We start from the raw sequence: 26242 nt of genomic DNA on the forward strand, positions 1-26242 counted from the left end.
CTCAGCGCCCACCGGGGGCAGCGAAGGCCGCTGTAGCAATCGGCCGGGCCGGGATCAGACCGCCGCGACACTTGAGGATACGCACCTGCTTGGGGTCCACTGCCAGGCGCAGGGCGGCGGGCGAGGGATTGGCCGCTTCGTCCAGCGAGCGATAAGCAAAAGCCGGGGTCTGGCCGGTCTCCGCAGCAATCTGCAAGCGACGCAGGGCGCGGTCATCGGCCTGTTTTGGCCAGCACAACACAGCGCCGCAGCAGCCCGAGCGCAGGCACTGCTCGGCGGCCCAGAGGGCGTCGCGGCCACGGGCCTGGACGATGCTCAGCTGACGCAGATCGACGCCCGCCGCCAGCCAGGCGTGCGGGTAGGGAACATGGGGCGGATCGACCAGCACCACACGCTCGCCGGCAGCGGTGAGGCGTGCCAGGGTCGGCCACAGCAGACGCAGCTCGCCCAGGCCGGTGGCAACGACGAGAATTTCGCTCAGCGCGGCGTCCGGCCAGCCACCACCAGGCAGGGCGGCGTCTAGCTCAGTGTGCCCGGTGGGCTGGCGGGCGGAGTGCGAAACGACGGCCTGGCCACGCCAGACACGACGCGTATCGAGCAGGCGATCAAGGGCGACCACGGAGGACATGCTAAGTACTCGTATACTGTATATAGGTACAGTATTTCGTTTGACCAAGAATCGGTCAAGCAGTGGCGATAAATGCCGGACCAGTTGTTGGGGGATCGCCAGCACCGCCCACCAACCCCGGAATCCGGGCACAAAAAAAGACGTCCGAAGACGTCTTTTGTTTGTTTGGTGGAGCCGGGGGGATTTGAACCCCCGTCCGCCAGTACTCCGCTGTCGGTACTACATGCTTAGCCAGATCTACTGAGTTAACCCGCGACCGCCCGATTGGCAGGGTGTTTTGGGCGAGTTGTGTAATATTTAGCCGTTTCGTCCACAACGTACTACGCGGCGATCCTGTTCTATATGACAATCATTTTGGGTTTACAGGCATCCCCTGATGATTGCTGGCGCCGAAGCGACCAGGGGGGAAGGGCTAAGGCTGCTTACGCAGCGAGAGCGTAATCCCCGTAGGTTTCGTCATTGGCAACTATAAGAAGTTGCAACAGTGGATTTACGAGTTCTGTTACCAACTCGGCATGCACCTAGAGTTTCGCAACCGGCGTCGAATCCTAATCGGCCCCAAAACGTTGTGGTGACAACGTTGGCGCAGTGTACGCCAAAGGCGTCACTGCGTCGAACGCTTGTCATCAAGATAAGGGCACGAAGATCTTTTTCAAGGCCGCTGGTCAGTTTTTATGCTCGTCGAGCAGGCTTTGGGCCTGTTCCAGCACTTGAATGGACTCCTCGTGTTTGCCTTCGTTGTGCAGCGTTTCGCCTTCGGCGCGCAACTTCTGCACCTGTGCGAGGACGGCGGGATCGCTGGGTGGATCGCTGCTGAGCTGGGCATCGATACGGGCCATGTCTTGAGGACAGTGCATGGCCCATGCCGAAGAGCTGATCAACACGGCTGCAAGGGTAAGCATTAAACGGCGCATAAATCACCTCACGCAAAGAGCGGCTGGGTGGGAATAGTCTGCGGTGTGGGCGCGCGGGCTTACTGCCCAGCGCCGCCACCCGCACCACCGCCCGTGCCGCCATTCGCACCTCCGGAGCCGCTGCCCTCACCGGAACCTTGACGGTTGGCGCTGTCCAGCATTTGCAGGGCGCGTTCGCTCGAGGCGATACAACCTTCGGTATCACCTGCGCTTTGCGCTTCCTGGGCTTGTTGTTCCAGCATCTCGATTTGGGTAGTCATGGGATCGCCGACCGTAATCTTGGTGGCTTTATCGTCATTGATTTGCTGGAGGTTGGCGGAGCAGCGATCGTCGGCGGCAAATGCCGGAGCAGTGAGCCAAGCGGCGATGAGTAAGCACGCTATGCGTTTCATGGTGGACTCCATCTCGGGTAAGCGGTGCTGGCCACCGCGGCACGTCCACTATGCCGGCCCAGCGCCGTGTCAGTTTTTCATCGGAGCACTGTTGAGCAGTTGCATGGCTTGGTCGACGGTGCTGATGCATTCGGCCGTGTTGTCGTCATCCTTGTATTGTTCGGCCTGGTCTTTGAGCTCATCGACCTGGTCTTCCAGGGTGTCGGTCAGTTCACGTTGGTCCATGGCTTCATCCAGCTGGTCGATGCTGGCCGAGCATTGGTCATCGTCGGCAAAAGCGGCCGGGGCAAAGAACAGTGCAGCAGCAATAAGCAGGGCTGGGCTTTTCATGGTGTGTCCTCGGTTTGCGTCAGGGCAATAGTGAGTTCGTGGACTCATAACGTTGACGCTCCGGTTGGCCAAGGGTTCAGATTTGTGGATAAAGCATAAAAAAGCCCCGTCGATGCGGGGCTCTATATTGTGCGAACCTTCAGGCCCTGGCGTGACTGACGCGGTCCACCAGATAGACCAGTGCGTGGTAGTCGATGCCGCTGTGGCTGGACAGACCGATCTCGCAGGTACGACTGGTGCTGATGCCTTCCGTGCAGACCCGCACCGCATCCTTGAGCGAACGCAGTGCATGGGCGTTGAGCTCCGGCTGGCTGAAACCCTTGTCGCCGGCGAAGCCGCAGCAGTGGATGCCCTCTGGAATCACCACGTCCGTGGCGCAGCGCCGGGCAATGTCGATCAGCGTTTGCGCTTCGCCCAGGTGCTGGGTGCTGCAGGTGACGTGCACCGCCACCGGCGTGTCCTGTGGGGTGATGTCCAGGCGATTGAGCAGATGCTCACGGATGAATTTTACCGGGTCGTAGATATCCAGGCGGCTATCTCCCAGGTCCTGTACCAGGCGTAGGGTGCAGGGACTGGTGTCGCAGTAGATCGGGTCGAGGCCGCCACGGCTGGCCTTGGCCAGGGCAGCGAGCAACTCCTGCTTCTTGCGCTCGCCCTGTTCGGCGTAGCCCTTGGAGGCGAACGGCTGGCCGCAGCACAGGTTGTCCAATTCCTCGGGGAAGACGACCTGGTAGCCGGCCTTTTCCAGTAGTGCGCGGGTCTTGTCGATCAGTGGCGTTTGTTCGCTGTCACTGAACGCCGGGCCCATGGCGCGAGACACGCAGGCGGCCAGGTACACCACCCGTGGCCGTGCATCCTCGCTGGCCGGGGTGTAGGCGATGGGTTTGACCGCTTGGGGCAAGGCCGGCGTCCATTGTGGCAGGCGCTCGCCGGAAAGTTTGCGCAGGCTGGCCGAGGTTTTTGCCAATAGCGGCGCGCCGAGCAGCTTGCGGGCGCCATTGGCCGCTGCCAGGGTGAAGCGTGCGCCTTTCATCGCCGTGGCGAAGTGCTCGGCCAGCCAAGTGGCGGTGCCCTGGCGGTGGGCGTCGACGCCGCGCAGTTTGCGCACCAAATCACCGGTGTTGATGCCTACCGGGCAGCGCTGGGCGCACAGGCCGGTCGCCGCACAGGTATCAAGGCCCTGGTATTCGTAGGCGCGCTCAAGATCAGTGGTATCGATGCCGGCGCGTTTCTTGGCCTGGATATCGCGCCAGATGACGATGCGCTGGCGTGGCGTCAGGGTCAGTCCGTTGGACGGGCACACCGGTTCGCAGAAACCGCATTCGATACATTTATCGACGATCTCGTCGGCGGCCGGTAGCGGCTTGAGGTTCTTCAGGTGGATGCGCGGATCTTCGGAAAGAATCACGTCCGGGTTGAGGATGCCGTTGGGGTCGAGCAGGTGCTTGATCCGCCACATGAGTTGATAGGCGTCGCTGCCCCATTCCAGCTCGACGAACGGCGCCATGTTGCGCCCAGTGCCGTGTTCGGCCTTGAGGGCACCGCCGTATTCCACGGCCACCAGCTGGGTGACGTCGTGCATGAAGGCTTCATAACGCGCCACTTGGGCCGGATCGTCGAAGCCCTGAGTGAAGACGAAGTGCAGGTTGCCCTCCAAGGCGTGGCCAAAGAGGATGCCTTCGTCGTAATGGTGCTTTTCGAACAGCTGGATCAGGCGGTTGACGCCGTCGGCGAGTTTTTCCACCGGGAAGGTGACGTCTTCGATGATCGCCGTGGTGCCGATCTTGCGCACCGCGCCGACGGCCGGGAAGGTGTCCTTGCGGATGCGCCAGAGCTGGTTATAGACCAGCGGGTCTTCGCTGAAGTCGACCTTCTTCTCCACCGGAAAATCAACAATCGAGGCGTTGATGCTCGCCAGTTGCTCGTGCAGCAGCGTCTGGGTGGCGGCGCGGGACTCGATCAGCAGCGCGCAGGCCGTGGCGGACAGGTCTTTGACCCACTCCGGCAGGCCGGGCATGTTCTGCACCGAGCGCATGCTGCGCCGATCCAGCAGTTCCACGGCCGACACCGGCTGCTGCTTGAGCACCGGTACCGCGCGGCAGCAGGTTTCTACGTCGGGGAAGACGATCAACGCGGTGGCCTTGTGCGGGTGCTCGGGCACGGTGTCGTAGGTGACCGCGCTGACGAATGCCAGGGTGCCTTCGGAGCCGACCATCAGGTGGGTGAGGATATCCAGCGGCTGGTCGAAATCCACCAAGGCGTTGAGGGAAAAGCCGGTAGTGTTTTTGAGCCGGTACTTGTGGCGAATCTTGTCGGCCAGCGCGGTGTTGGCGCGGGTTTCCCGACCCAGTTGGGCCAATTGCTCCAACAAATCGGCATGGCTGTGTTCGAAGGCGGCAACGCTAGCCGGGTCTTCGCTATCGACTACCATGCCGTCGGCCAGGACCAGGCGCAAGCCGGCCAGGGTCTTGTAGCTGTTTTGCGCGGTGCCGCAGCACATGCCGCTGGAGTTGTTGGCGACGATGCCGCCGATCTTCGCCGCGTTGATCGAGGCCGGGTCGGGGCCGATCTTGCGTCCCAGTGGGGCCAGCACGGCGTTGGCATTGGCGCCGATCACGCCGGGTTGCAGGCGGATTTGTGCGCCGCCGTTGCGGACGTCACGACCGTTCCAATGATCACCCAGAACGATCAGCACCGAATCGGAAATCGCCTGGCCGGACAAACTGGTGCCGGCGGCGCGAAACGTCACCGGCACCCGCTCGGCGTTGGCCAGCTTGAGCAGTTCGACCACTTCGTGTTCGGACTCGACGCGCACCACCAGCTTGGGAATCAGCCGGTAGAAACTGGCGTCGGTGCCGAAGGCCAGGGTGGACAGCGGGTCGTCGAACAGCCGCTCGCGGGGAATCAGCGCCTCGACTGCTTTAAGAAAGACGCCGGGCAGACTCATGCATCCTCCAGGATCAGCACGATCAGGTCCCTCGGGCCGTGGGCGCCATAAGCCAGCACCTGCTCGATGTCAGCGGTCTTCGAGGGGCCGGAGACGAGCAGGGCATTGGTCGGCATGCCCTGTGCCCACTGTTGCTTCTGCTGCACCTCGTAGAAATTGTTGTACACCTCGCTGGCCTTGAGGATCGCGAAGTGCACCGGCGGCACCAGGCTCATCAGGCGCGGTTCCTGCGGGGTCGGCCAGAGGATCAAGCTGCCGGTGGCGGCGATGGCACCCAGGGTTCCGGTCAGGCTGGCCGGCGTGTCGTTGAACAGCTCGGCTTTCCATTGCTCGATGGGACGGTCGTAGGCCTTCAATGTCGGCGCAGCGTCGCGGCCGGCGAAGTGTTCGGCAATTTGCGCGCCCCAAGGCGTGGTCGGCGCGATCAGCAGGCTGGGCAGCTGTTTGTCGGTCAGCAGTTTTTCCAGCAATGCGGGCCAGGCATCTGTTGTGGTCAGGTGGGTTTCGGTGTGCACCGCTTCCATCAACTGTCGCAAGCGCTCGGTGCGTTGCTCGGCCGGGTAGCTCCAGGGCTCGGTCACCAGGGCTTCGTCGAAGTCGTCGATCAGCGGCTGGGTGCCGGCCAGGCTGTTGCGCAGCTTGGCGAGAATGTTGGCTTTGGCAGACATTATTTGGCCTCCAGATGCTGTTTCGCCAGTTCATGCAGCGAACGGGCCGCCGGTTTCGGCGCGCCGTGGTTCTGTGCCCAAGGGCCAATGTTCGGGGTCAGGCCACGCAAGCGGGTGGCGAAGAAGCCGAACACGCGATAGAGCAGCGGTGAGGTGTTGAGCAGTTGCCAGCTTTTCCACAGCAGCCGTTCCTGAGCCGAGTACTTGCTGCCCTGGCCACGCAACAGGTGATGGGCTGCGTCAGGCTTTTTCACGTTCTCTTCGCGCAGACGGCGCAACAACGACGGAATCGGAATCTTCACCGGACAGACTTCGCCACAGGCGCCGCACAGCGACGAGGCGGACGGGTGATCCGGGGTGTTTTCCAGGCCCAGCAGGTGCGGCGAGATGATCTTGCCGATCGGCCCCGGATACACGGTGCCGTAAGCCTGGCCGCCGATGCGCGTATACACCGGGCAGTGGTTCATGCAGGCGCCGCAGCGGATGCAATTCAGTGTCTGGCGTAATTCGCTGTCGGCGAACGCCTGGCTGCGGCCGTTGTCGAGCAGGATCAGGTGGACTTCCTGCGGGCCGTCCAGCTCATCGGCCTGGCGCGGTCCGGAGATCATGTTGACGTAAGTAGTGATGCCCTGGCCCAGTGCCGAGCGGGTCAATAGCGAGAGCAGCGGGACCACGTCGCGCAGGTTTTCCACCACCTTCTCAATGCCGGTAACGGCGATGTGCACAGGCGGCACACCGGTGGACATGCGGCCGTTGCCTTCGTTTTCCACCAGCAGCAGGGTACCGGTTTCCGCCACGGCGAAGTTGACCCCGGAAACACCAATGTCGGCCTCGAAGAACTTTTGGCGCAGGATCTTGCGACCGGTCTGGATCAGCGCATCGACGTCCTCGGTGTACTCGATGCCGAGCTTGTCGCGAAACAGCGAGCCGACCTGGCGGGCGTTCTTATGGATCGCCGGCATGATGATGTGGGTGGGCTTTTCATGGTCGAGCTGGATGATGTACTCGCCCATGTCCGACTCCAGCGCCTCGATGCCGTGGCCTTCGAGGAAATGGTTCATCTCCATTTCCTCGCTGACCATCGACTTGCCCTTGATCACCTGTTTGGCCTGATGGGCCTGGGCGATCTCTAGGAAAATGGCGTTGGCCTCGTCGGTGGTCTCGGCCCAGTGCACCGTGACGCCGTTGCGGGTCAGGTTGGCTTCGAGCGTTTCCAGCAGGTCGGGCAGTTGCGACAGGGCGCGGGCGCGCACGTGGTTGCCCAGCTCGCGCAAATGTTCGCGTTCGTACTCGTCGGGCATCGAGATCAGGCGCTTGACCATCAGCGAGTCCATGGCGGTGCGCATGTTGTTGCGCAACTGGACGTCGCCAAGGGAGTGGTGGGCATTGTGCTTCAGCTCGCGGCTGGAAAGGTCAACGACGGGGATCTGCTGGCTCATGCCTTACCTCCGGTGCGTTCCCACAGGAAGCTGGCCAGGTGTTGGCCGCGCAGCGTGGCGTTTTGCTTTTCCAGGGCGCCATTGATATTCATCAGGCAGCCGCAGTCGGCGGTGAGCATCTGGTCGGCGCCGGATTCCTTCAGTGCACGGGTCTTGTCCGCCACCATGGCACCGGAGATGTCCGGCATGCGCACGCTGAAGGTGCCGCCAAAGCCGCAGCATTCGCTTTCGTGGTCGTGCTCGACACGCTCGACATTGTTCAGCTGCGCAAGCAGTGCGCGGCCATGCAGGTGCGTGTTCATCTCTCGGCGTGCCGTGCACGAGGTGTGCAGGGCAATCTTGATCGGTGCGCCCTGGTCCTGGAAGTCCACCTTGCACACATGCAGGAGGAATTCGGCCAGCTCGAAGGTGCGCTCGGCGAGCGCCTGGGCCTGTTTCAGCATCTGCGGCTCGTCCTTAAACAACAGCGCGTAGTGCTCGCGAAACATTCCCGCGCAGGAACCGGACGGCACGATCACCGGCCAACCTTCGTCGAACAGCTTGAGCTGAGCGCGCGCCACTTCTCGGGCTTCATCGGTGTAGCCGCTGGTGTAAGCAGGCTGGCCGCAGCAGCTCTGGCCCTGGGGGTAGTGCACCTTGATGCCTTCGCGTTCCAGTAAATGAATGGTGTCGAGGCCGGCTTCGGGAAAGAACAGATCGACCACGCAAGTGCCGAACAGGTAAACCTCGGCAGGCTTGCTGGCTGGATATTCACGCGGAGCAGGTAGCGGCGGCGCCACCCGTGTGGTATTGGGGGCTGCGTTATAAAACAGATCGCTCATCGGCTAATTCTCCCGGTGGGCCCGGTTGTCCACGAAGTGGCAGGTGCCGGGCGGAGCCCGGCTTGTTGTTATGGTGGTGAAATCAGTTCACTAGCATGCCAGTGAATACATACGCTTGGGCCAGGGTGATCAGACCGACGAACGTGGCAAAGATCAAGCTGTGCTTCAGGGTGAAGCGGAACAGATCCGACTCCTTGCCGACCATGCCGGTGGCGGCGCAGGCCACGGCGATGGATTGTGGCGAAATCATCTTGCCGGTTACGCCGCCGCTGGTATTAGCCGCCACCAGCAGGGTTTCGTTGACGCCGATCTGCTGCGCAGTAGTGGCCTGCAGCGAGCTGAACAGGGCATTGGACGACGTGTCCGAGCCTGTCAGGAACACGCCCAGCCAGCCCAGGAAGGGCGAGAAGAACGGGAACAAGACGCCAGTGCCGGCTAAGACCAGCGCAAGGGTGCTGGACATGCCCGAATAGTTGGTAACAAAGGCGAAGCCCAGCACCATGCCGATGGAGATGATCGGCCATTTCAGTTCCACCACGGTGTCCTTGAAAGTGGTCAGGCCATTTTTAGGCGTGATCTTCAGGATCAGCATGGAAATCAGCGCCGAGAAGAAGATCGCGGTCCCGGTGGCAGAAATCGGATCAAGCTTGAATACCGCAGCGATCGGCGTCGGCTCGGTGACGATCGGCGCGATCTTGATCGCCAGATTATGCAGATACGGAATTTCAAACATAAACACGGTGAAATCCAGCGGGCCGCCGGTTGCGAACAACGCCTTGAATGGTTTCAGGGTCCACAGCGTCACCATGGCGGTCAGCACCAGGAAGGGCGACCACGCCTTGAGGATCTGGCCGAAGTTGTAGGGTGACGGCTCGGTGGTGCGCATCTTGCCGAAACCGCCGGCTACCGCTGCGCTGCCTGCACTGACGCCAGCCACTGCGGGCACGGCGGCCTGCGCCGGCTGCCAAACTTTGAGGAACAGCGTCAGGGACACCAGGCTGACCAGCGCCGAGGTGATGTCCGGCAGTTCCGGGCCAATGTAGTTGGAGGTGAAATACTGGGTTACGGCAAAGCTGACTCCAGCTACCAGAGTTGCAGGCCAGGTTTCCTTGATGCCGCGCCAGCCGTCCATCATTGCCACCAGCCAGAACGGCACGATGACCGACAGAATCGGCAGTTGGCGACCGGCCATGGCGCCGATGTCGAAGGCGTCGATGCCGGTCACCTGGCCGGCGACGATGATCGGGATGCCCAGGGCGCCAAAGGCCACCGGCGCGGTATTGGCGATCAGGCACAAGCCTGCGGCGTACAGCGGGTTGAAACCCAGGCCAACGAGCAGGGCGGCGGTGATTGCCACCGGTGCGCCAAAGCCGGCGGCACCTTCCAAAAACGCGCCGAAGCAGAAGCCGATCAACAGCACTTGCAGGCGCTGGTCCCCGGTAATCGACAGCACCGAGCTACGAATGATCTCGAACTGGCCGCTCTTCACCGTGAGCTTGTAGAGGAACACCGCCGCGACGATGATCCAGGCAATCGGCCAGAGACCGTAGATGAAGCCGTAGCCAGCTGAGGCGACGGCCATTTCGGCCGGCATGCCAAAGGCCAGAATGGCGACCAGGATCGACAGCGCGAGCGTGATGGTGCCCGCCACATGCCCCTTGAGGCGGAACACCGCCAGGGCCAGGAAGAAGAACACAATGGGGATCAGCGCCACCAGTGCGGAAAGGCCGAGGCTGCCCAGTGGGGCGTAGAGTTGTTGCCAGGTTTGCATCTGGGGTGGCTCCCTAATTGTTGTGATCGCCCGGCGGGTGGCCGCTAGGGCAGCAAAAACAGCTGACAGGATAATTGGTCAGACCAATTTACAGTTCAGGATCGACAGAGTAAAAGTGCTGTCGATTGCCTGTCAATTTGCGCACCTGCGACTTTGGTATTGGTTGCGCCACGTAATGGGTTGGTGCGATCTAGCGAGCCAAGCAAGAGGAATGGGTCGTTTAAAGTATATGCAGCGCTGATACGGGACCGGCCGGCGCCGATGAGCTGTCGGTGGCGAAAGGGCGACATATCAGGGCTCAGACGGCGCGGGTAGAATGACCGCTGACTTAATCAATGCGTGAAAGGGGAAGGGCGTATGGGGTTCGGGCGGGTGCAGCAGCGGCGCTTATCAGACGATATCGTCGAGCGATTGCAGAGCATGATTCTGGAAGGCACCCTCAAACCAGGCGAGCGCCTGCCGGCCGAGCGCGTGCTGGCCGAGCAGTTTGGTGTATCGCGCCCTTCATTACGCGAGGCGATCCAAAAACTGGCGGCCAAGGGGCTGTTGGTCAGTCGTCAGGGCGGCGGTAATTTTGTCGCTGAAGCCTTGGGTTCGACATTTAGCGATCCGCTGCTGCAGCTCTTGGAGAATAATGCCGATGCCCAGCGCGATCTGCTGGAATTTCGCCACACCCTGGAAGGTGCATGCGCCTACTACGCCGCCCAGCGGGCGACGGAGCTTGATCAGCAGCGCCTGACTGCCGCTTTTGCTGAGCTGCAGGAGTGTTACGCACGCAGCGATACCGTCACGCGTATGGAAGAAGGCGTGGCGGACGCGCACTTTCACTTGGCCATTGCCGAGGCAAGCCACAACGCGGTTCTGTTGCACACCATTCGCGGCTTGTTCGATCTGCTCAAGCGCAACGTGGTCACCAATATTGGTGGTATGTACGCCGTGCGCAGCGAAACCCGTGACATGCTGATGCAGCAGCACCGGGAGTTGTACGAGGCGGTTATCGAACGCCGAGCAGCGGATGCCAGAGATATCGTGCACCGGCATATCAGCTACGTGCAGGATGTGTTGGCGGCCGGTCAGCAGGAAGAGCAGCGCGAAGCGCGAGCGCGACGGCGGGTAGGGGTGTAGTGGGCGGGGCGCCTGAATGCTAGAAGCAGGGCGCCCGACCGGGAGCTGGAGCGCTTAGTCGCCCTTGCCCTTGGTGCGCATGGCGCGTTGCACCTCGCGATCGGCGTCGCGCTCTTTCTCGGTGTGGCGCTTGTCGAAGTCCTTCTTGCCCTTGGCCAAGGCGATTTCGCATTTGACCAGGTGGCTTTTCCAGTACAGCGACAGGGCCACGCAGGTATAGCCTTTTTGCTGCACCGAGCCAAACAGCTTGTCCAGCTCGCGCGCATTCAGCAGCAGCTTGCGGGTCCGTGTCGGGTCGGCAATGACGTGGGTGCTGGCGGTCTTGAGCGGGCTGATATGGCAACCCATCAGCCAGGCTTCGCCATCCTTGAGCAGGACATAGCTATCCACCAGCTGGGCCTTGCCCGCGCGCAGACTTTTGACTTCCCAACCAGCCAGGGCCAGGCCGGCCTCGAACTTATGCTCGATAAAATAATCATGCAGCGCCTTTTTATTAAGTGCGATGCTGCCCTGCGATTGTTTCTTTTGTTTAGCCATAGGGCGCGCATTATAGGGAGTCGCGATGCTGATGGCGACTGCCCGCGCATGTCAAAACTTGAGAGACAGCGACTAATCTCCGACAATGCGCGCAGTTTTTAGTCATCCCCTGGCCAGCGGCCACGACGTATTGCCGTTTTCGGTGCTGCGCCGCCGAATCGAGGAATTTAAGTCCGCATGACGACGCATATCCAACGCTCCGCGCTGTTGCCGTATCCGGCGCGGGCGCTTTATGACCTGGTCAATGATGTGGCGCGTTATCCGGAGTTCTTGCCGTGGTGTTCAGCCACCGAAATCCTGGCCAGTGATGAGCACGAGATGCGGGCCAGCATGACCTTGGCCAAGGCGGGTATGAGTCAGCGCTTCGTGACCCGTAACAGCCTGCAGGCGGGCGAGTCCATCATCATGGACCTGGAGGATGGCCCGTTCAGTCAACTGCACGGGGTTTGGCATTTTAAAGCGCTGACTGAAAAAGCCTGCAAGATCAGCCTGGACCTGACATTCGATTACGACGGTCCGTTGATCAAGGCGACCCTGGGGCCATTATTCAATCAGGCGGCCAACACCTTGGTGGATGCTTTTTGCCAGCGAGCCAAGCAGCTATATGGATAAGTCGCCTATCGCCATCGAGGTGGTATATGCGCTGGCCGACAAGCAGAAATTGCTGCGACTGAGCGTGCCGAGCGGCACTACCCTGCGCGAGGCTGCGTTGCGCTCGGGGCTGGATGCGGAGTTTCCGGGGCTGGATCTGGCGGGTAGTCCGCTGGGAATCTTTGGCAAGGCGGTGGCCAAGCCGGAGGAGCGTGTTTTGGAAGACGGTGAGCGGGTGGAGATCTACCGACCGCTGATAGCTGATCCCAAGGAAGTACGCAAGCAGCGTGCTGCGCGTGCGGCACGCGCCAAGGCGGGCGAGGGGGACTAAAGCACCTGGCGCCCAAGCGCGCGTTAGGCGTTACGGGCGGGGCGCTGTACCCAGAATGGCTTCATCGCGGCTGACGCCGGGACGGAAGTCGCCAGACATGCTGACCAGCTGGTCGTTGCCATCAAATTCCAGGCTTATGCGTTCTTGCTGACGCTCACCGCCACCGGGCTGCAGGCTGTAGAGATAATCCCAGCGATTGGCGTGAAATGTATCTGTAATCAAGGGGTTGCCCATGATAAACCGCACTTGGCGTCGGGTCATTCCAGGGCGCAACTGGTCTATCATGTCCTGCGTGACGACATTGCCTTGCTGAATGTCGATTTTATAGACCCCAGGGAATGAACAGCCGGCGACTGCCAGGAGTGCCATCAGGCAGAAACTCGAGAGCAAGAGCTTGGTGTTTTGCATCGGAGGGTGACTTCCACTATCTTGGCCGGGCAGTTGACCCGGATCATACCCGTATGTAGGGAGCTGCGAAACAGCAGCCACGAGAAAGCTGACCATGTCTGAAAACAACGAACTGCGAAAGGCAGGCCTTAAAGTAACTCTCCCGCGAGTCAAGATCCTGCAAATGCTGGATACCGCAGAACAGCGGCACATGAGCGCGGAAGATGTCTACAAAGCATTGATGGAGGCTGGCGAAGATGTTGGCTTGGCCACCGTCTATCGCGTGCTGACCCAATTCGAAGCCTCCGGTCTGGTGACTCGGCATAATTTCGATGGTGGTCACGCCGTTTTCGAACTCGCCGACAGTGGCCACCATGATCACATGGTGTGTGTCGATACCGGCGAGGTCATCGAATTCATGGACGCCGATATCGAGCGGCGCCAAAAGCAGATTGTTGAAGAGCATGGCTTTGAGCTGGTCAACCACAATCTGGTGCTGTACGTACGCAAGAAGCCATAAGGCGAATCCGAATAGCAAAAAGGCGACCTTTATAGGTCGCCTTTTTTATGGCGGTGTTCTGGTTGCTCTGCGTGCAAGTCAGGCCTTGGCGCTGCTGATCATCTTGCGTGCATGGGCCAGAGATTCTTTGGTCAGGTCGACACCGCCGAGCATGCGTGCGACTTCCTCGATGCGTTGTGCCGACTCAAGGTGGGTCACGGCAGTGCGTGTCTCATCGCTGCCGCGCAGTTTGTGCACAAACAGGTGTTGGTGACCTTGCGCGGCGACTTGGGGCAGATGGGTGACGGTCAATACTTGGCCGCCTTCGCCTAGGCGGCGTAGCAGCTGACCGACCACTTCGGCGGTGGGGCCGCCAATGCCGACGTCCACTTCATCGAACACCAGAGTGGGTACGCGCGAGGTCTGTGCCGTAATCACCTGGATGGCCAGGCTGATGCGCGACAGTTCGCCGCCTGACGCCACTTTGCCCAGTGGGCGCAGAGGTTGGCCGGGGTTGGCGCTGACTTGAAACTCAACCAGCTCCAATCCTTGAGGCTGCGGAATGTCCTGCTTGCCGGCGTGCAGTTCGATGCTGAAGCGCCCGCCGGGCATGCCCAGGCGCTGCATTTCCTGTTCTACGGCCGCGCTCAGGCGCTGGGCGGCGTCGCTGCGCAAGGCGCTTAGTTCGGTGGCTTTGTCCTGATAGTGACGGGTGTAAGCGGTGAGTTCTTCGTCCAGGCGTTCAAGTGCCTGGTCATCGGCGTTCAGACCCTCCAGCTCATCAAGCAGGCGTTGCTGCAATTCACCCAGCTCGCTCGGTTGCACGCGGTGTTTGCGGGCCAGGGTATAGATGGTGTCGAGGCGTTCTTCGAGAAATTGCTGGCGCTCGGGATCGGCATCGAAATGATCGAGGAAACGGTTCAACTCGCCGACGGCTTCTTCGACCTGAATCTGCGCGCTGGCCAGCAGGTTCACGGCTTCGCTCAGTGCGCCGGGCTGGCTGCTGAAGCCAGTCAGGCGACTGAGGCTGGAAGTCAAGGCCGAGAGGACGTTGCCGGCATCGTTCTCGCTGCACAGCTCGATCACCAGACGGCAGGCGCTCAGCAGCTGTTCGGCATTGCTGAGATTCTTGTGTTCCTGCTCCAGTTGTTCCAGTTCCTGTTCGCCCAGGGCCAGGTTTTCCAATTCTTCCAGCTGGTAACTGAGCAACTGGTGGCGCGCGCGCTGCTCTTCGCTGGTGCTGGAGATGCGCTCCAATTCCTGGCGAGTCTGCCGCCAGCGAACTGCGGCAAGTTGCACCTGGCGGGCCAGTTCGCTGGCGCCGGCATAGGCATCTAGCAAGCGGTGATGGGTGTCGATCTTCAGCAGCGACTGATGCTCATGCTGGCTGTGGATATCAATAAGCAATTCGCCCAGGGCTTTGAGATCGCCCTGCGGACAGGGGGTGCCATTTATATAGGAGCGTGAGCGTCCTTCGGCGGTGATCACCCGGCGCAGGATACATGGGCCGTCTTGTTCAAGGTCGCGCTCGCGCAGCCAGGCCTGGGCTTCAGGAATTCGGGTGACATCAAAGCTGGCCAGGATATCGGCCTTGTCTGCACCGGGGCGTACCACGCTGCTGTCGGCGCGATCGCCCAGAGCCAGACCGAGGGCGTCGAGCATGATCGACTTGCCGGCCCCCGTCTCGCCGGTGATGACGCTCATCCCGCCGCTCAGTTCGAGGTCCAGGTGTTCGACAATGGCGTAATTATGGATGGACAGGTGCGCCAGCATGATGAGCTCCCAGAATTCTTGGCTGTGTATTTATACAGTGGTCGGCGGGGGCGCTTCAAGCGTCCTTCTTCCTGGTTTGAAGAAAAAAATTACGATGTTGGGGGTGTGTGTGCGTGCGGGGGTTGAAGAAGCAGGCGGCGCCCCCATATTGGCCGGCATTCGACGCTGGCAATGTCCGGCATTCCCTTTCATAGGAGACTCCCATGGCTGATGAACAAAACCTGGAAAACCAGAATGCGGAAGCAGCCCCGGCTGCTGAGGCAAATGGCGAGGCGCTGGACGCTCGTATCCAAGAGTTGGAAGAGCAACTGGCCGGCGCACAGGATCAAGTGTTGCGCACCGCAGCCGAATTGCAGAATGTGCGTCGCCGCGCAGAGCAAGATGTGGAAAAGGCACACAAGTTCGCGTTGGAAAAGTTTTCCGCGGACCTGCTGGTCGTCGTCGACAGCCTGGAGCGCGGGCTGGAAATGACCAACCCGAATGATGAGGCCAGCAAGGCGGTACGCGAAGGCCTGGAGCTGACGCATAAACTGCTGCTCGACACGCTCAAGCGCCATCAACTGGAGCAAGTGGACCCCCACGGCGAGCCTTTCGACCCTGAGCATCATCAGGCCATGGCCATGGAAGAGAGCGCAACGCTCGAGCCAGGCAGCGTGGTCAAGGTGTTCCAGAAGGGTTATCTGCTCAATGGCCGGCTGTTGCGCCCGGCCATGGTGGTGGTCAGCAAGGCCGCGGCCAACACGCCGCCGTCGATCAACGAGCAGGCTTGAAATCCATCAGCCAGCCCCCATCTGTGTGAACAAGCGTAATTGAGCTGGAGCGGCCCGGAATAGGGACGCGGTAAAAACCAAATTTCGGGAGAAATGAAATGGGTAAAATCATCGGCATCGACCTGGGGACAACCAACTCCTGCGTCTCTATTCTGGAAAACGGTAACGTCAAGGTTATCGAGAACGCCGAGGGTGGTCGCACCACTCCGTCGATCATCGCCTACACCAATGATGGCGAAACCCTGGTTGGCCAGTCGGCCAAGCGCCAGGCGGTCACCAACCCGCACAACACCCTGTACGCGGTGAAGCGTCTGATCGGCCGTCGTTTCGATGAGGACGTCGTGCAGAAAGACATCAGCATGGTGCCTTACAAGATCGTCAAGGCTGACAATGGCGATGCCTGGGTCGAGGTGAAGGGCGACAAGATGGCCCCGCCGCAGATCAGCGCCGAAGTGCTGAAGAAGATGAAGAAGACCGCCGAAGACTACCTCGGCGAGCCGGTTACCGAAGCGGTCATCACTGTGCCGGCCTACTTCAACGACAGCCAGCGTCAGGCCACCAAGGATGCCGGTCGCATTGCTGGCCTGGACGTCAAGCGCATCATCAACGAGCCCACCGCGGCTGCGCTGGCGTATGGCATGGACAAGGCCAAGGGCGACCACACCGTAATCGTCTATGACCTGGGTGGCGGTACTTTCGACGTGTCGGTCATCGAGATCGCTGAAGTCGACGGTGAGCACCAGTTCGAAGTGTTGGCCACCAACGGCGACACCTTCCTGGGCGGTGAAGACTTTGACATTCGTCTGATCGACTACCTCGTCGACGAGTTCAACAAAGAAACCGGCATGAACCTCAAGGGCGACCCGCTGGCCATGCAGCGCCTGAAGGAAGCTGCCGAGAAGGCCAAGATCGAGCTGTCCTCCGCGCAGCAGACCGACGTCAACCTGCCGTACATCACCGCCGATGCGTCGGGTCCGAAGCACCTGAACGTAAAGATTTCCCGCGCCAAGCTGGAAGCCCTGGTCGAAGACCTGGTGCAGCGCACCATTGAGCCGTGCCGCATTGCTCTGAAGGATGCCGGTATCGACGTCGGCAAGATCGATGACGTGATCCTGGTCGGCGGTCAGACTCGCATGCCGCTGGTGCAGCAGAAAGTTGCCGAGTTCTTCGGCAAGGAAGCGCGCAAGGACGTCAACCCGGATGAAGCCGTGGCCATGGGTGCTGCCATCCAGGGCGCCGTGCTGGCCGGCGATGTCAAGGACGTGCTGCTGCTCGACGTGTCGCCGCTGACCCTGGGTATCGAAACCCTGGGTGGCGTGATGACTCCGCTGATCGAGAAGAACACCACCATCCCGACCAAGAAATCTCAGGTGTTCTCCACCGCCGACGACAACCAGGGCGCCGTGACCATCCACGTGCTGCAGGGCGAGCGCAAGCAAGCCGCGCAGAACAAGTCGCTGGGCAAGTTCGACCTGGCCGATATTCCGCCGGCACCGCGCGGCGTGCCGCAGATCGAAGTGACCTTCGACATCGACGCCAACGGTATCCTCAACGTGTCCGCCAAGGACAAGGCCACCGGCAAGCAGCAGTCCATCGTGATCAAGGCCAACTCCGGCCTCTCCGATGAAGAAATCGAACAAATGGTGCGTGATGCCGAAGCCAACGCCGAGGAAGACCGCAAGTTCGAAGAGCTGGCCGGCGCGCGCAACCAGGGCGATCAGTTGGTGCATGCCACCCGCAAGATGATTGTCGAAGCGGGCGACAAGGCCACCGACGAAGACAAGGCTGCCATCGAAAAAGCCATTGGCGAACTTGAAGTCGCGGTGAAGGGCGACGACAAGACGGTGATCGAGGCGAAGATGACCGCGTTGTCGGAAGTCACCGCCCCGCTGGCGCAGAAGATGTATGCCGAACAGCCCCAGGCCGGCGAAGCCCAGCCGGGCGCTGGCAACGAGAGCAGTGCCAAATCGGCTGGCGACGACGTGGTCGACGCCGAGTTCGAAGAGGTCAAGGAAAACAAGTAAACGTCACGTTTGCTTCCGCCTCACCACGCACGGCCCTTGGGGTCGTGCGTCCTTGACACGCCACGCGGGAGCCTGCTCCCGCGTTGACGTGTCTGGAGGGGCGTCAGAGGAATCCGAGAGAAATGGCAAAACGAGACTATTACGAAATACTGGGCGTGGAGCGCAGTGCCAGTGAGGCCGAGCTGAAAAAGGCTTACCGACGTCTGGCGATGAAGTACCACCCCGACCGCAATCCGGACGACCATGACGCGGAAGAGAAATTCAAAGAAGCCAATGAGGCTTATGAAGTTCTTTCCGATGCCAGTAAGCGCGGCGCTTATGATCAATACGGCCACGCGGGTGTCGATCCGCAGATGGGCGGTGGGGCCGGCTTCGGTGGTAACGCAAGCTTCTCCGACATCTTCGGCGACGTGTTCAGTGACTTCTTCGGCGGTCAGCGTGGCGGCCAGCGCGGCGGTCCGATGCGTGGCAGCGATCTGCGCTACACGCTGGAGCTGGATCTGGAAGAAGCGGTGCGCGGCACGACAGTGACCATCCGTGTGCCGACCCTGGTCGGTTGCAAAACCTGCGACGGCTCCGGGGCAAAGAAGGGCACCAGCCCGGTCACCTGCACGACCTGCGGCGGTATCGGTCAGGTGCGCATGCAGCAGGGCTTTTTCTCGGTGCAGCAGACCTGCCCGCGCTGCCATGGCAGTGGCAAGATGATCACCGATCCCTGCGGCACCTGCCATGGCCAGGGGCGCACGGAAGAGCACAAGACCCTGTCGGTCAAAGTGCCAGCGGGCGTCGATTCCGGAGATCGCATTCGCCTGTCGGGCGAAGGTGAGGCCGGCACGCTGGGCGGCCCGCCCGGTGACCTGTATGTGGTGGTCAACGTACGTGAGCACGCAATCTTCGAGCGCGATGGCAAGCATCTGTACTGTGAAGTGCCGATCAGCTTCGCTGATGCCGCGCTGGGCGGTGAGCTGGAAGTGCCGACCCTGGATGGCCGCGTCAAGCTGAAGATCCCTGAGGCGACCCAGACCGGCAAGATGTTCCGCTTGCGCGGCAAGGGCGTGGCGCCAGTGCGCGGTGGCGGTGCAGGCGATCTGATGTGCCGGGTGGTGGTGGAAACCCCGGTGAATCTCGGCAAGCGTCAGCGCGAACTGCTGGAAGAGTTCCGCAGCAGCCTGCAGAACGACAGCTCGCATTCGCCCAAGGCCAGCGGCTGGTTCGAAGGCATGAAGCGCTTTTTCGGCGATCTATAACTCAAAGCTGCAAGCTGCAAGCTGCAAGCCTCAATCAGGCGGCGCTTGCAGCTTGAGGCTTGCAGCTCGGAGCTGACTTTATGCAACGTATAGCAGTCATGGGCGCCGCCGGGCGCATGGGCAAAACCCTGATCGAAGCGGTGCGCCAGGTCGAGGGTGCTCAGCTAAGCACCGCCATCGATCGCCCAGACAGCAGTCTGGTGGGCGCGGATGCCGGCGAGCTGGTGGGGTTGGGCAAAATCGGCGTGCAACTGTCGGGTGATCTGGCCAGCGTGCTGGACAACTTTGACGTGTTGATCGATTTCACTCACCCGACCGTGACGTTGAAGAATCTCGAGCTCTGCCGTCAGGCCGGCAAGGCCATGGTAATTGGCACTACAGGATTCAGTCCTGAAGAAAAAGAGCTGCTGGCCGAAGCAGGCAAGGAAATTCCGATCGTCTTTGCGGCCAACTTCAGCGTCGGCGTCAATCTGTGCCTGAAGTTGCTGGACACCGCCGCGCGCGTGCTCGGTGACGATGTGGATATCGAAATCATCGAGGCCCACCATCGTCACAAGGTCGATGCACCGTCGGGTACCGCGCTGCGCATGGGCGAAGTCGTCGCCAATGCCCTGGGGCGCGATCTGCAGAAGGTTGCGGTGTATGGGCGCGGAGGTCAGACCGGTGCCCGAGAGCGCGAAACCATCGGTTTCGCCACCGTCCGCGCTGGCGATGTGGTCGGTGACCACACCGTGCTGTTCGCTGCTGATGGCGAGCGCGTGGAAATCACCCATAAGGCATCCAGTCGCATGACCTTTGCCAAGGGAGCGGTGCGCGCCGCGTTGTGGTTGAAGGATCGGCCAGCGTCGCTGTATGACATGCAGGATGTGCTCGGGCTCCAGTAATGGATGCAGGCGGTGCGACTGGAGGCGAAAATCCATGCGCATTAACGGTGGACCCAAATCGGTCATTTCTGTACACTTTCGCATTTAGTGTGTCCACTAAAGTTACGCAGAATGACCCAATAAAAAAGCGGGATGACCTTCACACGTCATCCCGCTTTTTTACAGTCTGCGTTTGCGCCAGCCAGATCTACGGGAGGTCTCTTGAGTACGCCAGCCATACTTGCACTTGCTGATGGCAGCATTTTTCGCGGTGAATCCATCGGTGCCGATGGGCAAACCATCGGCGAGGTCGTGTTCAACACCGCCATGACCGGCTATCAGGAAATCCTCACCGATCCCTCCTACGCACAGCAAATCGTCACCCTGACTTATCCCCATATCGGCAACACCGGCACCACGCCGGAAGACGCCGAGTCCGATCGTGTCTGGGCTGCCGGCCTGGTCATTCGCGACCTGCCGTTGCTGGCCAGTAACTGGCGCTGCAAGCAGCCGCTGGATGAGTACCTCAAAGAACACGGCACGGTGGCCATTGCTGGTATTGATACTCGTCGATTGACCCGTATCCTGCGTGAAAAAGGCGCTCAGAATGGCTGTATCCTGGCCGGTACCGACGCCACCGAGGAAAAAGCCCTTGAGCTGGCGCGCAGCTTTCCCGGCCTCAAAGGCATGGACTTGGCCAAGGTAGTCAGTACCCAGGAGCGCTACGAGTGGCGCTCGGGCATGTGGACACTGGAAACTGACAGCCATCCGGAGATCCCCGCAGCCGAGTTGCCCTACCATGTCGTGGCGTACGATTACGGCGTCAAGCGCAACATCCTACGCATGCTGGTCGCGAGGGGTTGCCGGGTGACCGTGCTGCCAGCCCAGGCGCCGGCCAGCGAGGCCCTGGCGCTGAATCCCGATGGCATCTTCCTGTCCAATGGTCCTGGCGATCCCGAGCCATGCGACTACGCCATCCAGGCGATCAAGGACGTTCTCGAGACAGACATCCCGGTGTTCGGTATCTGCCTGGGTCATCAATTGCTGGCCCTGGCGTCCGGCGCCAAGACAGTGAAAATGGGCTGTGGCCATCACGGTGCCAACCACCCGGTGCAGGACCTCAAAACTGGCGTGGTGATGATCACCAGCCAAAACCACGGTTTTGCTGCGGATGCTGACAACCTGCCGTCGTGCTTGCGCGCCACGCACAAGTCGCTGTTCGATGGCACCCTGCAGGGTATTGAGCGCACCGACAAGGTTGCCTTTGGCTTCCAGGGTCACCCTGAAGCCAGCCCGGGCCCCAACGATGTGGCTCCGCTGTTCGACCGCTTCATCGCCGCCATGGCGGCGCGCAAGTAAGGTCGCGCGACGATGCTGGCGAGCCTGGGGGTAATTGACCTGTGGACCTATGTCCTCGGGACGGTACTGGTGATTCTGTTGCCAGGCCCCAATTCACTGTTCGTGCTCGCCAGCGCTGCTCGTCGAGGGGTGGCAGCCGGCTACAGTGCCGCTGCTGCGGTGTTCATCGGTGACAGCCTGCTGATGCTCGCTGCTGCACTGGGCGTGGTCTCGCTGCTCAAGGCCGAGCCGCTGTTATTCGTTGCCCTGAAGTACCTGGGAGCGGCCTACCTGTTCTACATCGGCTTCAACATGCTGCGCGGCGCCTGGCGCCAGTGGCATCAGCCGCAGCAGAAAGCAGCTGGAACATCCGCGCATGAGTTGGCTGAGCCGTTCCGGCGCGCTCTGTTGCTCAGCCTGTCGAACCCCAAGGCGATCCTGTTTTTCGTGTCCTTTTTTATCCAGTTCGTCGACCCGGCATACGCCAATCCGGGTTTGTCATTCCTGGTGCTGGGCACGATTCTGCAGGTAATCAGCCTGACCTACTTGAGCGTTCTGATTTTCACCGGTGCACGCCTGGCGCAGTGGTTTCGCCAGCGGCAGCGGTTGGTCGCCGGTGCCAGTAGTGGCATCGGCGCCTTGTTCGTCGGCTTTGGCGTGAAGCTGGCCACCGCAACCTTGTCCTGATTACTCGAGAGTCCCATGCCAAAACGTACAGACATTAAAAGTATCCTGATTCTCGGCGCCGGCCCCATCGTCATCGGCCAGGCGTGCGAATTCGACTACTCCGGCGCCCAGGCCTGCAAGGCCCTGCGCGAGGAAGGTTTTCGCGTCATTCTGGTGAATTCCAACCCGGCCACCATCATGACCGACCCGGCCATGGCCGACGCCACCTACATCGAGCCGATCAAATGGCAGACCGTGGCCAAGATCATCGAGAAAGAGCGTCCCGATGCGCTGCTGCCGACCATGGGTGGCCAGACCGCGCTGAACTGTGCATTGGACCTGGAAAAGCACGGCGTGCTGGAAAAATTTGGCGTCGAGATGATCGGAGCCAATGCCGACACCATCGATAAGGCCGAAGACCGATCGCGCTTCGACAAGGCCATGAAAGACATCGGCCTGGCCTGTCCGGTCTCAGGCATTGCGCGCAGCATGGAAGAAGCCTTCAAGGTGCTCGAGAAGGTCGGTTTCCCGTGCATCATTCGCCCCTCGTTCACCATGGGCGGCACCGGTGGCGGCATTGCCTACAACCGGGAAGAGTTTGAAGAAATCTGCACCCGGGGTCTGGACCTGTCGCCAACCAACGAGTTGCTGATCGACGAATCGCTGATCGGTTGGAAAGAGTACGAGATGGAGGTTGTCCGCGATAAGAACGACAACTGCATCATCGTCTGCTCCATCGAAAACTTCGACCCGATGGGCGTGCATACCGGCGACTCGATTACTGTCGCCCCGGCCCAGACGCTCACCGACAAGGAATACCAGATCCTGCGCAACGCCTCCCTGGCGGTACTGCGCGAGATTGGCGTGGAAACCGGCGGCTCCAACGTGCAATTCGGCATCTGCCCGGACACCGGCCGGATGGTGGTCATCGAGATGAACCCGCGCGTGTCGCGTTCTTCGGCGCTGGCCTCCAAGGCCACCGGCTTCCCGATCGCTAAGATTGCCGCCAAGCTGGCGGTCGGCTATACCCTGGACGAGCTGTCCAACGACATCACTGGCGGCCGCACCCCGGCCTCCTTTGAGCCGGCCATCGATTATGTCGTGACCAAGATTCCGCGCTTCGCCTTCGAGAAATTCCCCAAGGCTGACGCTCGCCTGACCACACAGATGAAGTCGGTGGGCGAGGTCATGGCCATTGGCCGGACCTTCCAGGAGTCCATGCAGAAAGCGTTGCGCGGACTGGAAGTGGGTGTGAGCGGTTTCGATCCCATGCTCGACTTGAACGACCCGGAAGCCGAGAGCATTCTCAAGCGTGAGCTGACCGTGCCCAGCGCCGACCGCGTGTGGTACGTCGCCGATGCCTTCCGTGCAGGCAAGACGATTGCCGACGTGTTCGAGCTGACCCGCATCGACGAGTGGTTCCTGGTACAGATCGAAGACCTGGTCAAGGAGGAGGAAAAGGTCAAGACCCTGAACCTCTCCAGCATCGATCGAGATTTGATGTACAAGCTGAAGCGCAAGGGCTTCTCCGATGCGCGCCTGGCCAAGCTGCTCGGCGTCAGTGAGAAGAGCCTGCGCAACCATCGCCACAAGCTCAAGGTGCTGCCGGTCTACAAGCGCGTGGACACCTGCGCCGCCGAGTTCGCCACCGATACCGCCTACATGTACTCGACCTATGAGGAAGAGTGCGAGGCGAATGCTTCTGACCGCGACAAGATCATGATTCTTGGCGGCGGCCCGAACCGTATCGGCCAAGGCATCGAGTTCGATTATTGCTGTGTGCACGCAGCGCTGGCGATGCGTGAAGACGGTTACGAGACCATCATGGTCAACTGCAACCCCGAAACCGTCTCGACCGACTACGACACCTCTGATCGTCTGTATTTCGAGCCGGTCACCCTGGAAGACGTGCTGGAAATCGTGCGCATCGAGCAGCCCAAGGGCGTGATCGTGCAGTACGGCGGTCAAACGCCGCTGAAGCTGTGCCGCGCGCTTGAAGAAGCGGGTGTCAATATCATCGGCACCAGCCCGGACGCCATCGATCGCGCCGAAGACCGTGAGCGTTTCCAGCAGATGGTCCAGCGTTTGGGCCTGCGTCAGCCGCAGAACGCCACCGCGCGCAGCGAAGACGAAGCGTTGACCGCTTCCAAGACCATTGGTTATCCGATGGTAGTACGCCCTTCCTATGTGCTCGGCGGTCGGGCGATGGAAATCGTTTACCAGGAAGAAGAACTCAAGCGCTACATGCGCGAAGCCGTGCAAGTCTCCAACGACAGCCCGGTGCTGCTGGACCACTTCCTCAACTGCGCCATCGAGGTCGATATCGATGCCGTGTGCGATGGCGAGCAAGTGGTCATCGGCGCGATCATGCAGCACATCGAGCAGGCTGGCGTGCACTCAGGCGACTCCGCCTGCTCGCTGCCGCCTTACTCGCTGCCCATGCACATCCAGGACAAGATCCGCGAACAGGTCAAGGCCATGGCCCTGGAACTGGGCGTGGTCGGTCTGATGAACGTGCAGATGGCGGTGCAGGGCGAAGATATTTTCGTCATCGAAGTGAACCCGCGTGCTTCGCGTACCGTACCCTTCGTGTCCAAGTGCATCGGCGAGTCGCTGGCCAAGGTGGCCGCGCGCGTCATGGCCGGCAAGACCCTGGCGGAAATCGGTTTCACCCAGGAAATCATTCCAAACTTCTACAGCGTCAAGGAAGCGGTCTTCCCGTTCGCCAAATTCCCGGGCGTCGACACCATCCTTGGCCCAGAGATGAAGTCCACCGGCGAAGTCATGGGCGTGGGCGACAGCTTCGCCGAGGCTTTCGCCAAGGCTCAGTTGGGTGCCAGTGAAGTACTGCCGACCGGTGGCTGTGCCTTTATCAGCGTGCGCGAGGACGACAAGCCGTTCGTTGCGCAGGTAGCTGCTGATCTGGTCGAGTTGGGCTTCGAAGTGGTCGCAACCGCTGGTACCGCTAAAATCATCGAGGCCGCCGGTCTGCCGGTGCGCCGCGTGAACAAGGTGACCGAAGGTCGTCCTCACGTGGTTGATATGATCAAAAACGAAGAAGTGACGCTGATTATCAACACCACCAAAGGACGTCAGTCGATCGCTGATTCTTATTCCATTCGACGTAATGCCCTGCAGCACAAAGTATGCATCACCACCACACTGGCAGGCGGCCAGGCGGTGTGTGAAGCGCTGAAGTTCGGCCCCGAGAAGACGGTCCGTCGGCTGCAGGAGCTCCATGCAGGAATCAAGGCATGACAAGCAAATTTCCCATGACCGTTCAGGGCGCTCGCGCCCTGGAAGAAGAATTGGCTCACTTGACCAAGGTCGTGCGCCCGAAACTTAGTAAGGAGATCGGTACGGCGCGTGAATTGGGCGATCTCAAGGAAAACGCTGAGTACCATGCGGCCCGCGAGCAGCAAGGCATGGTCGAGGCGCGCATTCGCGATATCGAAGGTCGGCTGCAGCATGCGATCGTTATCGATGTCACGACCATTGCTCACACCGGTAAAGTAATTTTCGGCACCACTGTGGATATCGCTAACTGCGAAACCGACGAGCAGGTGACCTACCAAATCGTGGGTGACGACGAAGCTGATGTGAAAATCGGCAAGCTGTCGGTCAGTTCGCCTATCGCCCGCGCCCTGGTGGGCAAGGAAGAGGGTGATGTGGTGACGGTAAAGACACCGAGTGGGCTGATTGAGTACGAGATTGTCCAGGTTCGACACATCTGACTCACGGCCCTTGCGGGCCGCTGGCATCACCTGGCTGCTGGCCCAGACATTCTGGGTTGGCGGCCTGTGGTTGCTGCATTTCGTGGTCTTTCCTGCGCTGGAAAAAGTCGGGCTGGCACCACTACTGATTGACGAAATTGCCAATGGGCTGCGCCCACTGCTGGTAGGCTTTGCAGCTTTTTGCGCGGTTATGCAGGCTGTCGTGCTGGTATTAGCGCAAGGCGCGCGGGGAATTTGGCGAGACACGCGCAGCCAATTGTTACTGGCTGTCGTGTTGCTGGCGGCCGGTCATCTGGCAAGTAGTGCTGGCTGGATGGGCTCGGCGTATTGGCAAGTATTCAGCTACCTGGCCATGGCGGTCTGTGGTTTGCTGCTTGTGCTGCAGCCCGTGCCGGGCAGAGAGCAGCGCTAGAAGCTGGCAGCCTGTTGGCTTCCAGCTTTGCGTTT

24 protein-coding genes, 1 other RNA gene and 1 pseudogene are annotated in these 26242 nt (G+C 60.8%); 13 read left to right on the plus strand and 13 right to left on the minus strand.

Annotated features, from left to right (window positions below; translation table 11 throughout):
• Position 1: 1 nt before the first annotated feature.
• From imuA to ACTV8E_RS14565, 10 genes are all read right to left on the minus strand, one after another.
• A complete protein-coding gene (imuA, locus tag ACTV8E_RS14520; RefSeq protein ID WP_443199936.1) occupies positions 2–628 on the minus strand; it encodes a translesion DNA synthesis-associated protein ImuA in 627 nt (208 codons plus the stop codon).
• Positions 629–794: 166 nt separating this feature from the next.
• Positions 795–1188, minus strand: a transfer-messenger RNA (tmRNA) gene (gene ssrA / locus ACTV8E_RS14525).
• Between the two features lie 105 nt (positions 1189–1293).
• On the minus strand, positions 1294–1542 hold the full coding sequence (locus tag ACTV8E_RS14530; protein ID WP_251834973.1) for a hypothetical protein: 249 nt from the start codon (positions 1540–1542) through the stop codon (positions 1294–1296).
• Between the two features lie 59 nt (positions 1543–1601).
• Positions 1602–1934, minus strand: coding sequence for a hypothetical protein (locus ACTV8E_RS14535; protein WP_251834974.1), 333 nt, complete (start codon positions 1932–1934; stop codon positions 1602–1604).
• A gap of 69 nt (positions 1935–2003) precedes the next feature.
• On the minus strand, positions 2004–2264 hold the full coding sequence (locus tag ACTV8E_RS14540; protein ID WP_273536882.1) for a hypothetical protein: 261 nt from the start codon (positions 2262–2264) through the stop codon (positions 2004–2006).
• A 139-nt stretch (positions 2265–2403) separates the two neighbouring features.
• A complete protein-coding gene (locus ACTV8E_RS14545; RefSeq protein ID WP_443199937.1) occupies positions 2404–5211 on the minus strand; it encodes an FAD-binding and (Fe-S)-binding domain-containing protein in 2808 nt (935 codons plus the stop codon).
• Positions 5208–5879 (minus strand): LutC/YkgG family protein, encoded by a 672-nt coding sequence (locus ACTV8E_RS14550; protein ID WP_273536885.1) that lies wholly within the window; start codon positions 5877–5879, stop codon positions 5208–5210. The genes ACTV8E_RS14545 and ACTV8E_RS14550 overlap by 4 nt, the downstream gene beginning before the upstream one ends.
• A complete protein-coding gene (locus ACTV8E_RS14555; protein ID WP_443199938.1) occupies positions 5879–7318 on the minus strand; it encodes a LutB/LldF family L-lactate oxidation iron-sulfur protein in 1440 nt (479 codons plus the stop codon). The genes ACTV8E_RS14550 and ACTV8E_RS14555 overlap by 1 nt, the downstream gene beginning before the upstream one ends.
• Positions 7315–8139: a (Fe-S)-binding protein gene (locus tag ACTV8E_RS14560; protein ID WP_443199939.1), complete on the minus strand. Its 825-nt coding sequence runs from the start codon at positions 8137–8139 to the stop codon at positions 7315–7317. Before ACTV8E_RS14560 ends, ACTV8E_RS14555 begins: the two co-directional genes overlap by 4 nt.
• 82 nt (positions 8140–8221) lie before the next feature.
• Positions 8222–9910, minus strand: coding sequence for a lactate permease LctP family transporter (locus ACTV8E_RS14565; RefSeq protein WP_273536889.1), 1689 nt, complete (start codon positions 9908–9910; stop codon positions 8222–8224).
• A 357-nt stretch (positions 9911–10267) separates the two neighbouring features.
• Here ACTV8E_RS14565 and ACTV8E_RS14570 point away from each other — a divergent pair, with 357 nt between their 5' ends.
• The gene (locus tag ACTV8E_RS14570; protein ID WP_251834981.1) at positions 10268–11035 is read left to right on the plus strand and encodes a GntR family transcriptional regulator; all 768 of its coding nucleotides are present in this window, start codon (positions 10268–10270) and stop codon (positions 11033–11035) included.
• A gap of 54 nt (positions 11036–11089) precedes the next feature.
• Here ACTV8E_RS14570 and smpB read toward each other — a convergent pair whose 3' ends face one another.
• Complete coding sequence (gene smpB, locus ACTV8E_RS14575; protein WP_251834982.1) at positions 11090–11572, minus strand: SsrA-binding protein SmpB; 483 nt, start codon at positions 11570–11572, stop codon at positions 11090–11092.
• A 177-nt stretch (positions 11573–11749) separates the two neighbouring features.
• Between smpB and ACTV8E_RS14580 the strand changes: the two genes are divergently transcribed.
• Both ACTV8E_RS14580 and ACTV8E_RS14585 read left to right on the plus strand, forming a co-directional pair.
• Positions 11750–12184, plus strand: coding sequence for a type II toxin-antitoxin system RatA family toxin (locus tag ACTV8E_RS14580; RefSeq protein ID WP_251834983.1), 435 nt, complete (start codon positions 11750–11752; stop codon positions 12182–12184).
• Positions 12177–12494, plus strand: coding sequence for an RnfH family protein (locus tag ACTV8E_RS14585; protein ID WP_251834984.1), 318 nt, complete (start codon positions 12177–12179; stop codon positions 12492–12494). Before ACTV8E_RS14580 ends, ACTV8E_RS14585 begins: the two co-directional genes overlap by 8 nt.
• Before the next feature lie 48 nt (positions 12495–12542).
• On the opposite strand, the pseudogene ACTV8E_RS14590 reads toward ACTV8E_RS14585, so the two are convergent.
• Positions 12543–12902 (minus strand): annotated as a pseudogene (locus ACTV8E_RS14590) (outer membrane protein assembly factor BamE); the annotation flags it as partial.
• Positions 12903–12996: 94 nt separating this feature from the next.
• Between ACTV8E_RS14590 and fur the strand changes: the two are divergent.
• Positions 12997–13401, plus strand: a complete 405-nt coding sequence (gene fur / locus ACTV8E_RS14595) for a ferric iron uptake transcriptional regulator (RefSeq protein ID WP_251834985.1) — start codon at positions 12997–12999, stop codon at positions 13399–13401.
• 78 nt (positions 13402–13479) lie between these two features.
• Here fur and recN read toward each other — a convergent pair whose 3' ends face one another.
• Positions 13480–15153 carry a DNA repair protein RecN gene (gene recN / locus ACTV8E_RS14600; protein WP_251834986.1) on the minus strand — a complete coding sequence of 558 codons (1674 nt, stop codon included), beginning with the start codon at positions 15151–15153 and terminating at the stop codon, positions 13480–13482.
• Positions 15154–15356: 203 nt separating this feature from the next.
• Between recN and grpE the strand changes: the two genes are divergently transcribed.
• The 9 genes from grpE (at position 15357) to ACTV8E_RS14645 (ending at position 26207) form a co-directional block, all read left to right on the plus strand.
• A complete protein-coding gene (gene grpE, locus ACTV8E_RS14605; protein ID WP_443199940.1) occupies positions 15357–15923 on the plus strand; it encodes a nucleotide exchange factor GrpE in 567 nt (188 codons plus the stop codon).
• A gap of 98 nt (positions 15924–16021) precedes the next feature.
• Positions 16022–17947 carry a molecular chaperone DnaK gene (gene dnaK / locus ACTV8E_RS14610; protein WP_251834988.1) on the plus strand — a complete coding sequence of 642 codons (1926 nt, stop codon included), beginning with the start codon at positions 16022–16024 and terminating at the stop codon, positions 17945–17947.
• Between the two features lie 122 nt (positions 17948–18069).
• Positions 18070–19194: a molecular chaperone DnaJ gene (dnaJ, locus tag ACTV8E_RS14615; protein ID WP_251834989.1), complete on the plus strand. Its 1125-nt coding sequence runs from the start codon at positions 18070–18072 to the stop codon at positions 19192–19194.
• Between the two features lie 80 nt (positions 19195–19274).
• Positions 19275–20078, plus strand: coding sequence for a 4-hydroxy-tetrahydrodipicolinate reductase (dapB, locus tag ACTV8E_RS14620; RefSeq protein ID WP_443199941.1), 804 nt, complete (start codon positions 19275–19277; stop codon positions 20076–20078).
• Between the two features lie 201 nt (positions 20079–20279).
• Entirely contained in the window at positions 20280–21416 is a 1137-nt protein-coding gene (carA, locus tag ACTV8E_RS14625; RefSeq protein WP_251834991.1) for a glutamine-hydrolyzing carbamoyl-phosphate synthase small subunit, read from the plus strand.
• A gap of 12 nt (positions 21417–21428) precedes the next feature.
• Positions 21429–22082, plus strand: a complete 654-nt coding sequence (gene leuE, locus ACTV8E_RS14630) for a leucine efflux protein LeuE (RefSeq protein ID WP_433962659.1) — start codon at positions 21429–21431, stop codon at positions 22080–22082.
• Positions 22083–22097: 15 nt separating this feature from the next.
• Entirely contained in the window at positions 22098–25319 is a 3222-nt protein-coding gene (gene carB, locus ACTV8E_RS14635; protein ID WP_443199942.1) for a carbamoyl-phosphate synthase large subunit, read from the plus strand.
• Positions 25316–25795 (plus strand): transcription elongation factor GreA, encoded by a 480-nt coding sequence (greA, locus tag ACTV8E_RS14640; protein WP_251834993.1) that lies wholly within the window; start codon positions 25316–25318, stop codon positions 25793–25795. Before carB ends, greA begins: the two co-directional genes overlap by 4 nt.
• Complete coding sequence (locus tag ACTV8E_RS14645) at positions 25773–26207, plus strand: DUF4149 domain-containing protein (protein WP_251834994.1); 435 nt, start codon at positions 25773–25775, stop codon at positions 26205–26207. Before greA ends, ACTV8E_RS14645 begins: the two co-directional genes overlap by 23 nt.
• Positions 26208–26242: the final 35 nt, after the last annotated feature.

Origin of the sequence: Pseudomonas sp. B392_1p, from assembly GCF_052245235.1 — a bacterium.
Classification (GTDB): domain Bacteria; phylum Pseudomonadota; class Gammaproteobacteria; order Pseudomonadales; family Pseudomonadaceae; genus Serpens; species Serpens gallinarum.

Excerpts from the sequence above, each read along its gene's own strand:
- imuA (WP_443199936.1), bottom strand. The coding sequence starts at position 628 with ATGTCCTCCGTGGTCGCCCTTGATCGCCTGCTCGATACGCGTCGTGTC.
- ACTV8E_RS14530 (WP_251834973.1), bottom strand. The coding sequence starts at position 1,542 with ATGCGCCGTTTAATGCTTACCCTTGCAGCCGTGTTGATCAGCTCTTCG.
- ACTV8E_RS14535 (WP_251834974.1), bottom strand. The coding sequence starts at position 1,934 with ATGAAACGCATAGCGTGCTTACTCATCGCCGCTTGGCTCACTGCTCCG.
- ACTV8E_RS14540 (WP_273536882.1), bottom strand. The coding sequence starts at position 2,264 with ATGAAAAGCCCAGCCCTGCTTATTGCTGCTGCACTGTTCTTTGCCCCG.
- ACTV8E_RS14545 (WP_443199937.1), bottom strand. The coding sequence starts at position 5,211 with ATGAGTCTGCCCGGCGTCTTTCTTAAAGCAGTCGAGGCGCTGATTCCC.
- ACTV8E_RS14550 (WP_273536885.1), bottom strand. The coding sequence starts at position 5,879 with ATGTCTGCCAAAGCCAACATTCTCGCCAAGCTGCGCAACAGCCTGGCC.
- ACTV8E_RS14555 (WP_443199938.1), bottom strand. The coding sequence starts at position 7,318 with ATGAGCCAGCAGATCCCCGTCGTTGACCTTTCCAGCCGCGAGCTGAAG.
- ACTV8E_RS14560 (WP_443199939.1), bottom strand. The coding sequence starts at position 8,139 with ATGAGCGATCTGTTTTATAACGCAGCCCCCAATACCACACGGGTGGCG.
- ACTV8E_RS14565 (WP_273536889.1), bottom strand. The coding sequence starts at position 9,910 with ATGCAAACCTGGCAACAACTCTACGCCCCACTGGGCAGCCTCGGCCTT.
- ACTV8E_RS14570 (WP_251834981.1), top strand. The coding sequence starts at position 10,268 with ATGGGGTTCGGGCGGGTGCAGCAGCGGCGCTTATCAGACGATATCGTC.
- smpB (WP_251834982.1), bottom strand. The coding sequence starts at position 11,572 with ATGGCTAAACAAAAGAAACAATCGCAGGGCAGCATCGCACTTAATAAA.
- ACTV8E_RS14580 (WP_251834983.1), top strand. The coding sequence starts at position 11,750 with ATGACGACGCATATCCAACGCTCCGCGCTGTTGCCGTATCCGGCGCGG.
- ACTV8E_RS14585 (WP_251834984.1), top strand. The coding sequence starts at position 12,177 with ATGGATAAGTCGCCTATCGCCATCGAGGTGGTATATGCGCTGGCCGAC.
- fur (WP_251834985.1), top strand. The coding sequence starts at position 12,997 with ATGTCTGAAAACAACGAACTGCGAAAGGCAGGCCTTAAAGTAACTCTC.
- recN (WP_251834986.1), bottom strand. The coding sequence starts at position 15,153 with ATGCTGGCGCACCTGTCCATCCATAATTACGCCATTGTCGAACACCTG.
- grpE (WP_443199940.1), top strand. The coding sequence starts at position 15,357 with ATGGCTGATGAACAAAACCTGGAAAACCAGAATGCGGAAGCAGCCCCG.
- dnaK (WP_251834988.1), top strand. The coding sequence starts at position 16,022 with ATGGGTAAAATCATCGGCATCGACCTGGGGACAACCAACTCCTGCGTC.
- dnaJ (WP_251834989.1), top strand. The coding sequence starts at position 18,070 with ATGGCAAAACGAGACTATTACGAAATACTGGGCGTGGAGCGCAGTGCC.
- dapB (WP_443199941.1), top strand. The coding sequence starts at position 19,275 with ATGCAACGTATAGCAGTCATGGGCGCCGCCGGGCGCATGGGCAAAACC.
- leuE (WP_433962659.1), top strand. The coding sequence starts at position 21,429 with ATGCTGGCGAGCCTGGGGGTAATTGACCTGTGGACCTATGTCCTCGGG.
- carB (WP_443199942.1), top strand. The coding sequence starts at position 22,098 with ATGCCAAAACGTACAGACATTAAAAGTATCCTGATTCTCGGCGCCGGC.
- greA (WP_251834993.1), top strand. The coding sequence starts at position 25,316 with ATGACAAGCAAATTTCCCATGACCGTTCAGGGCGCTCGCGCCCTGGAA.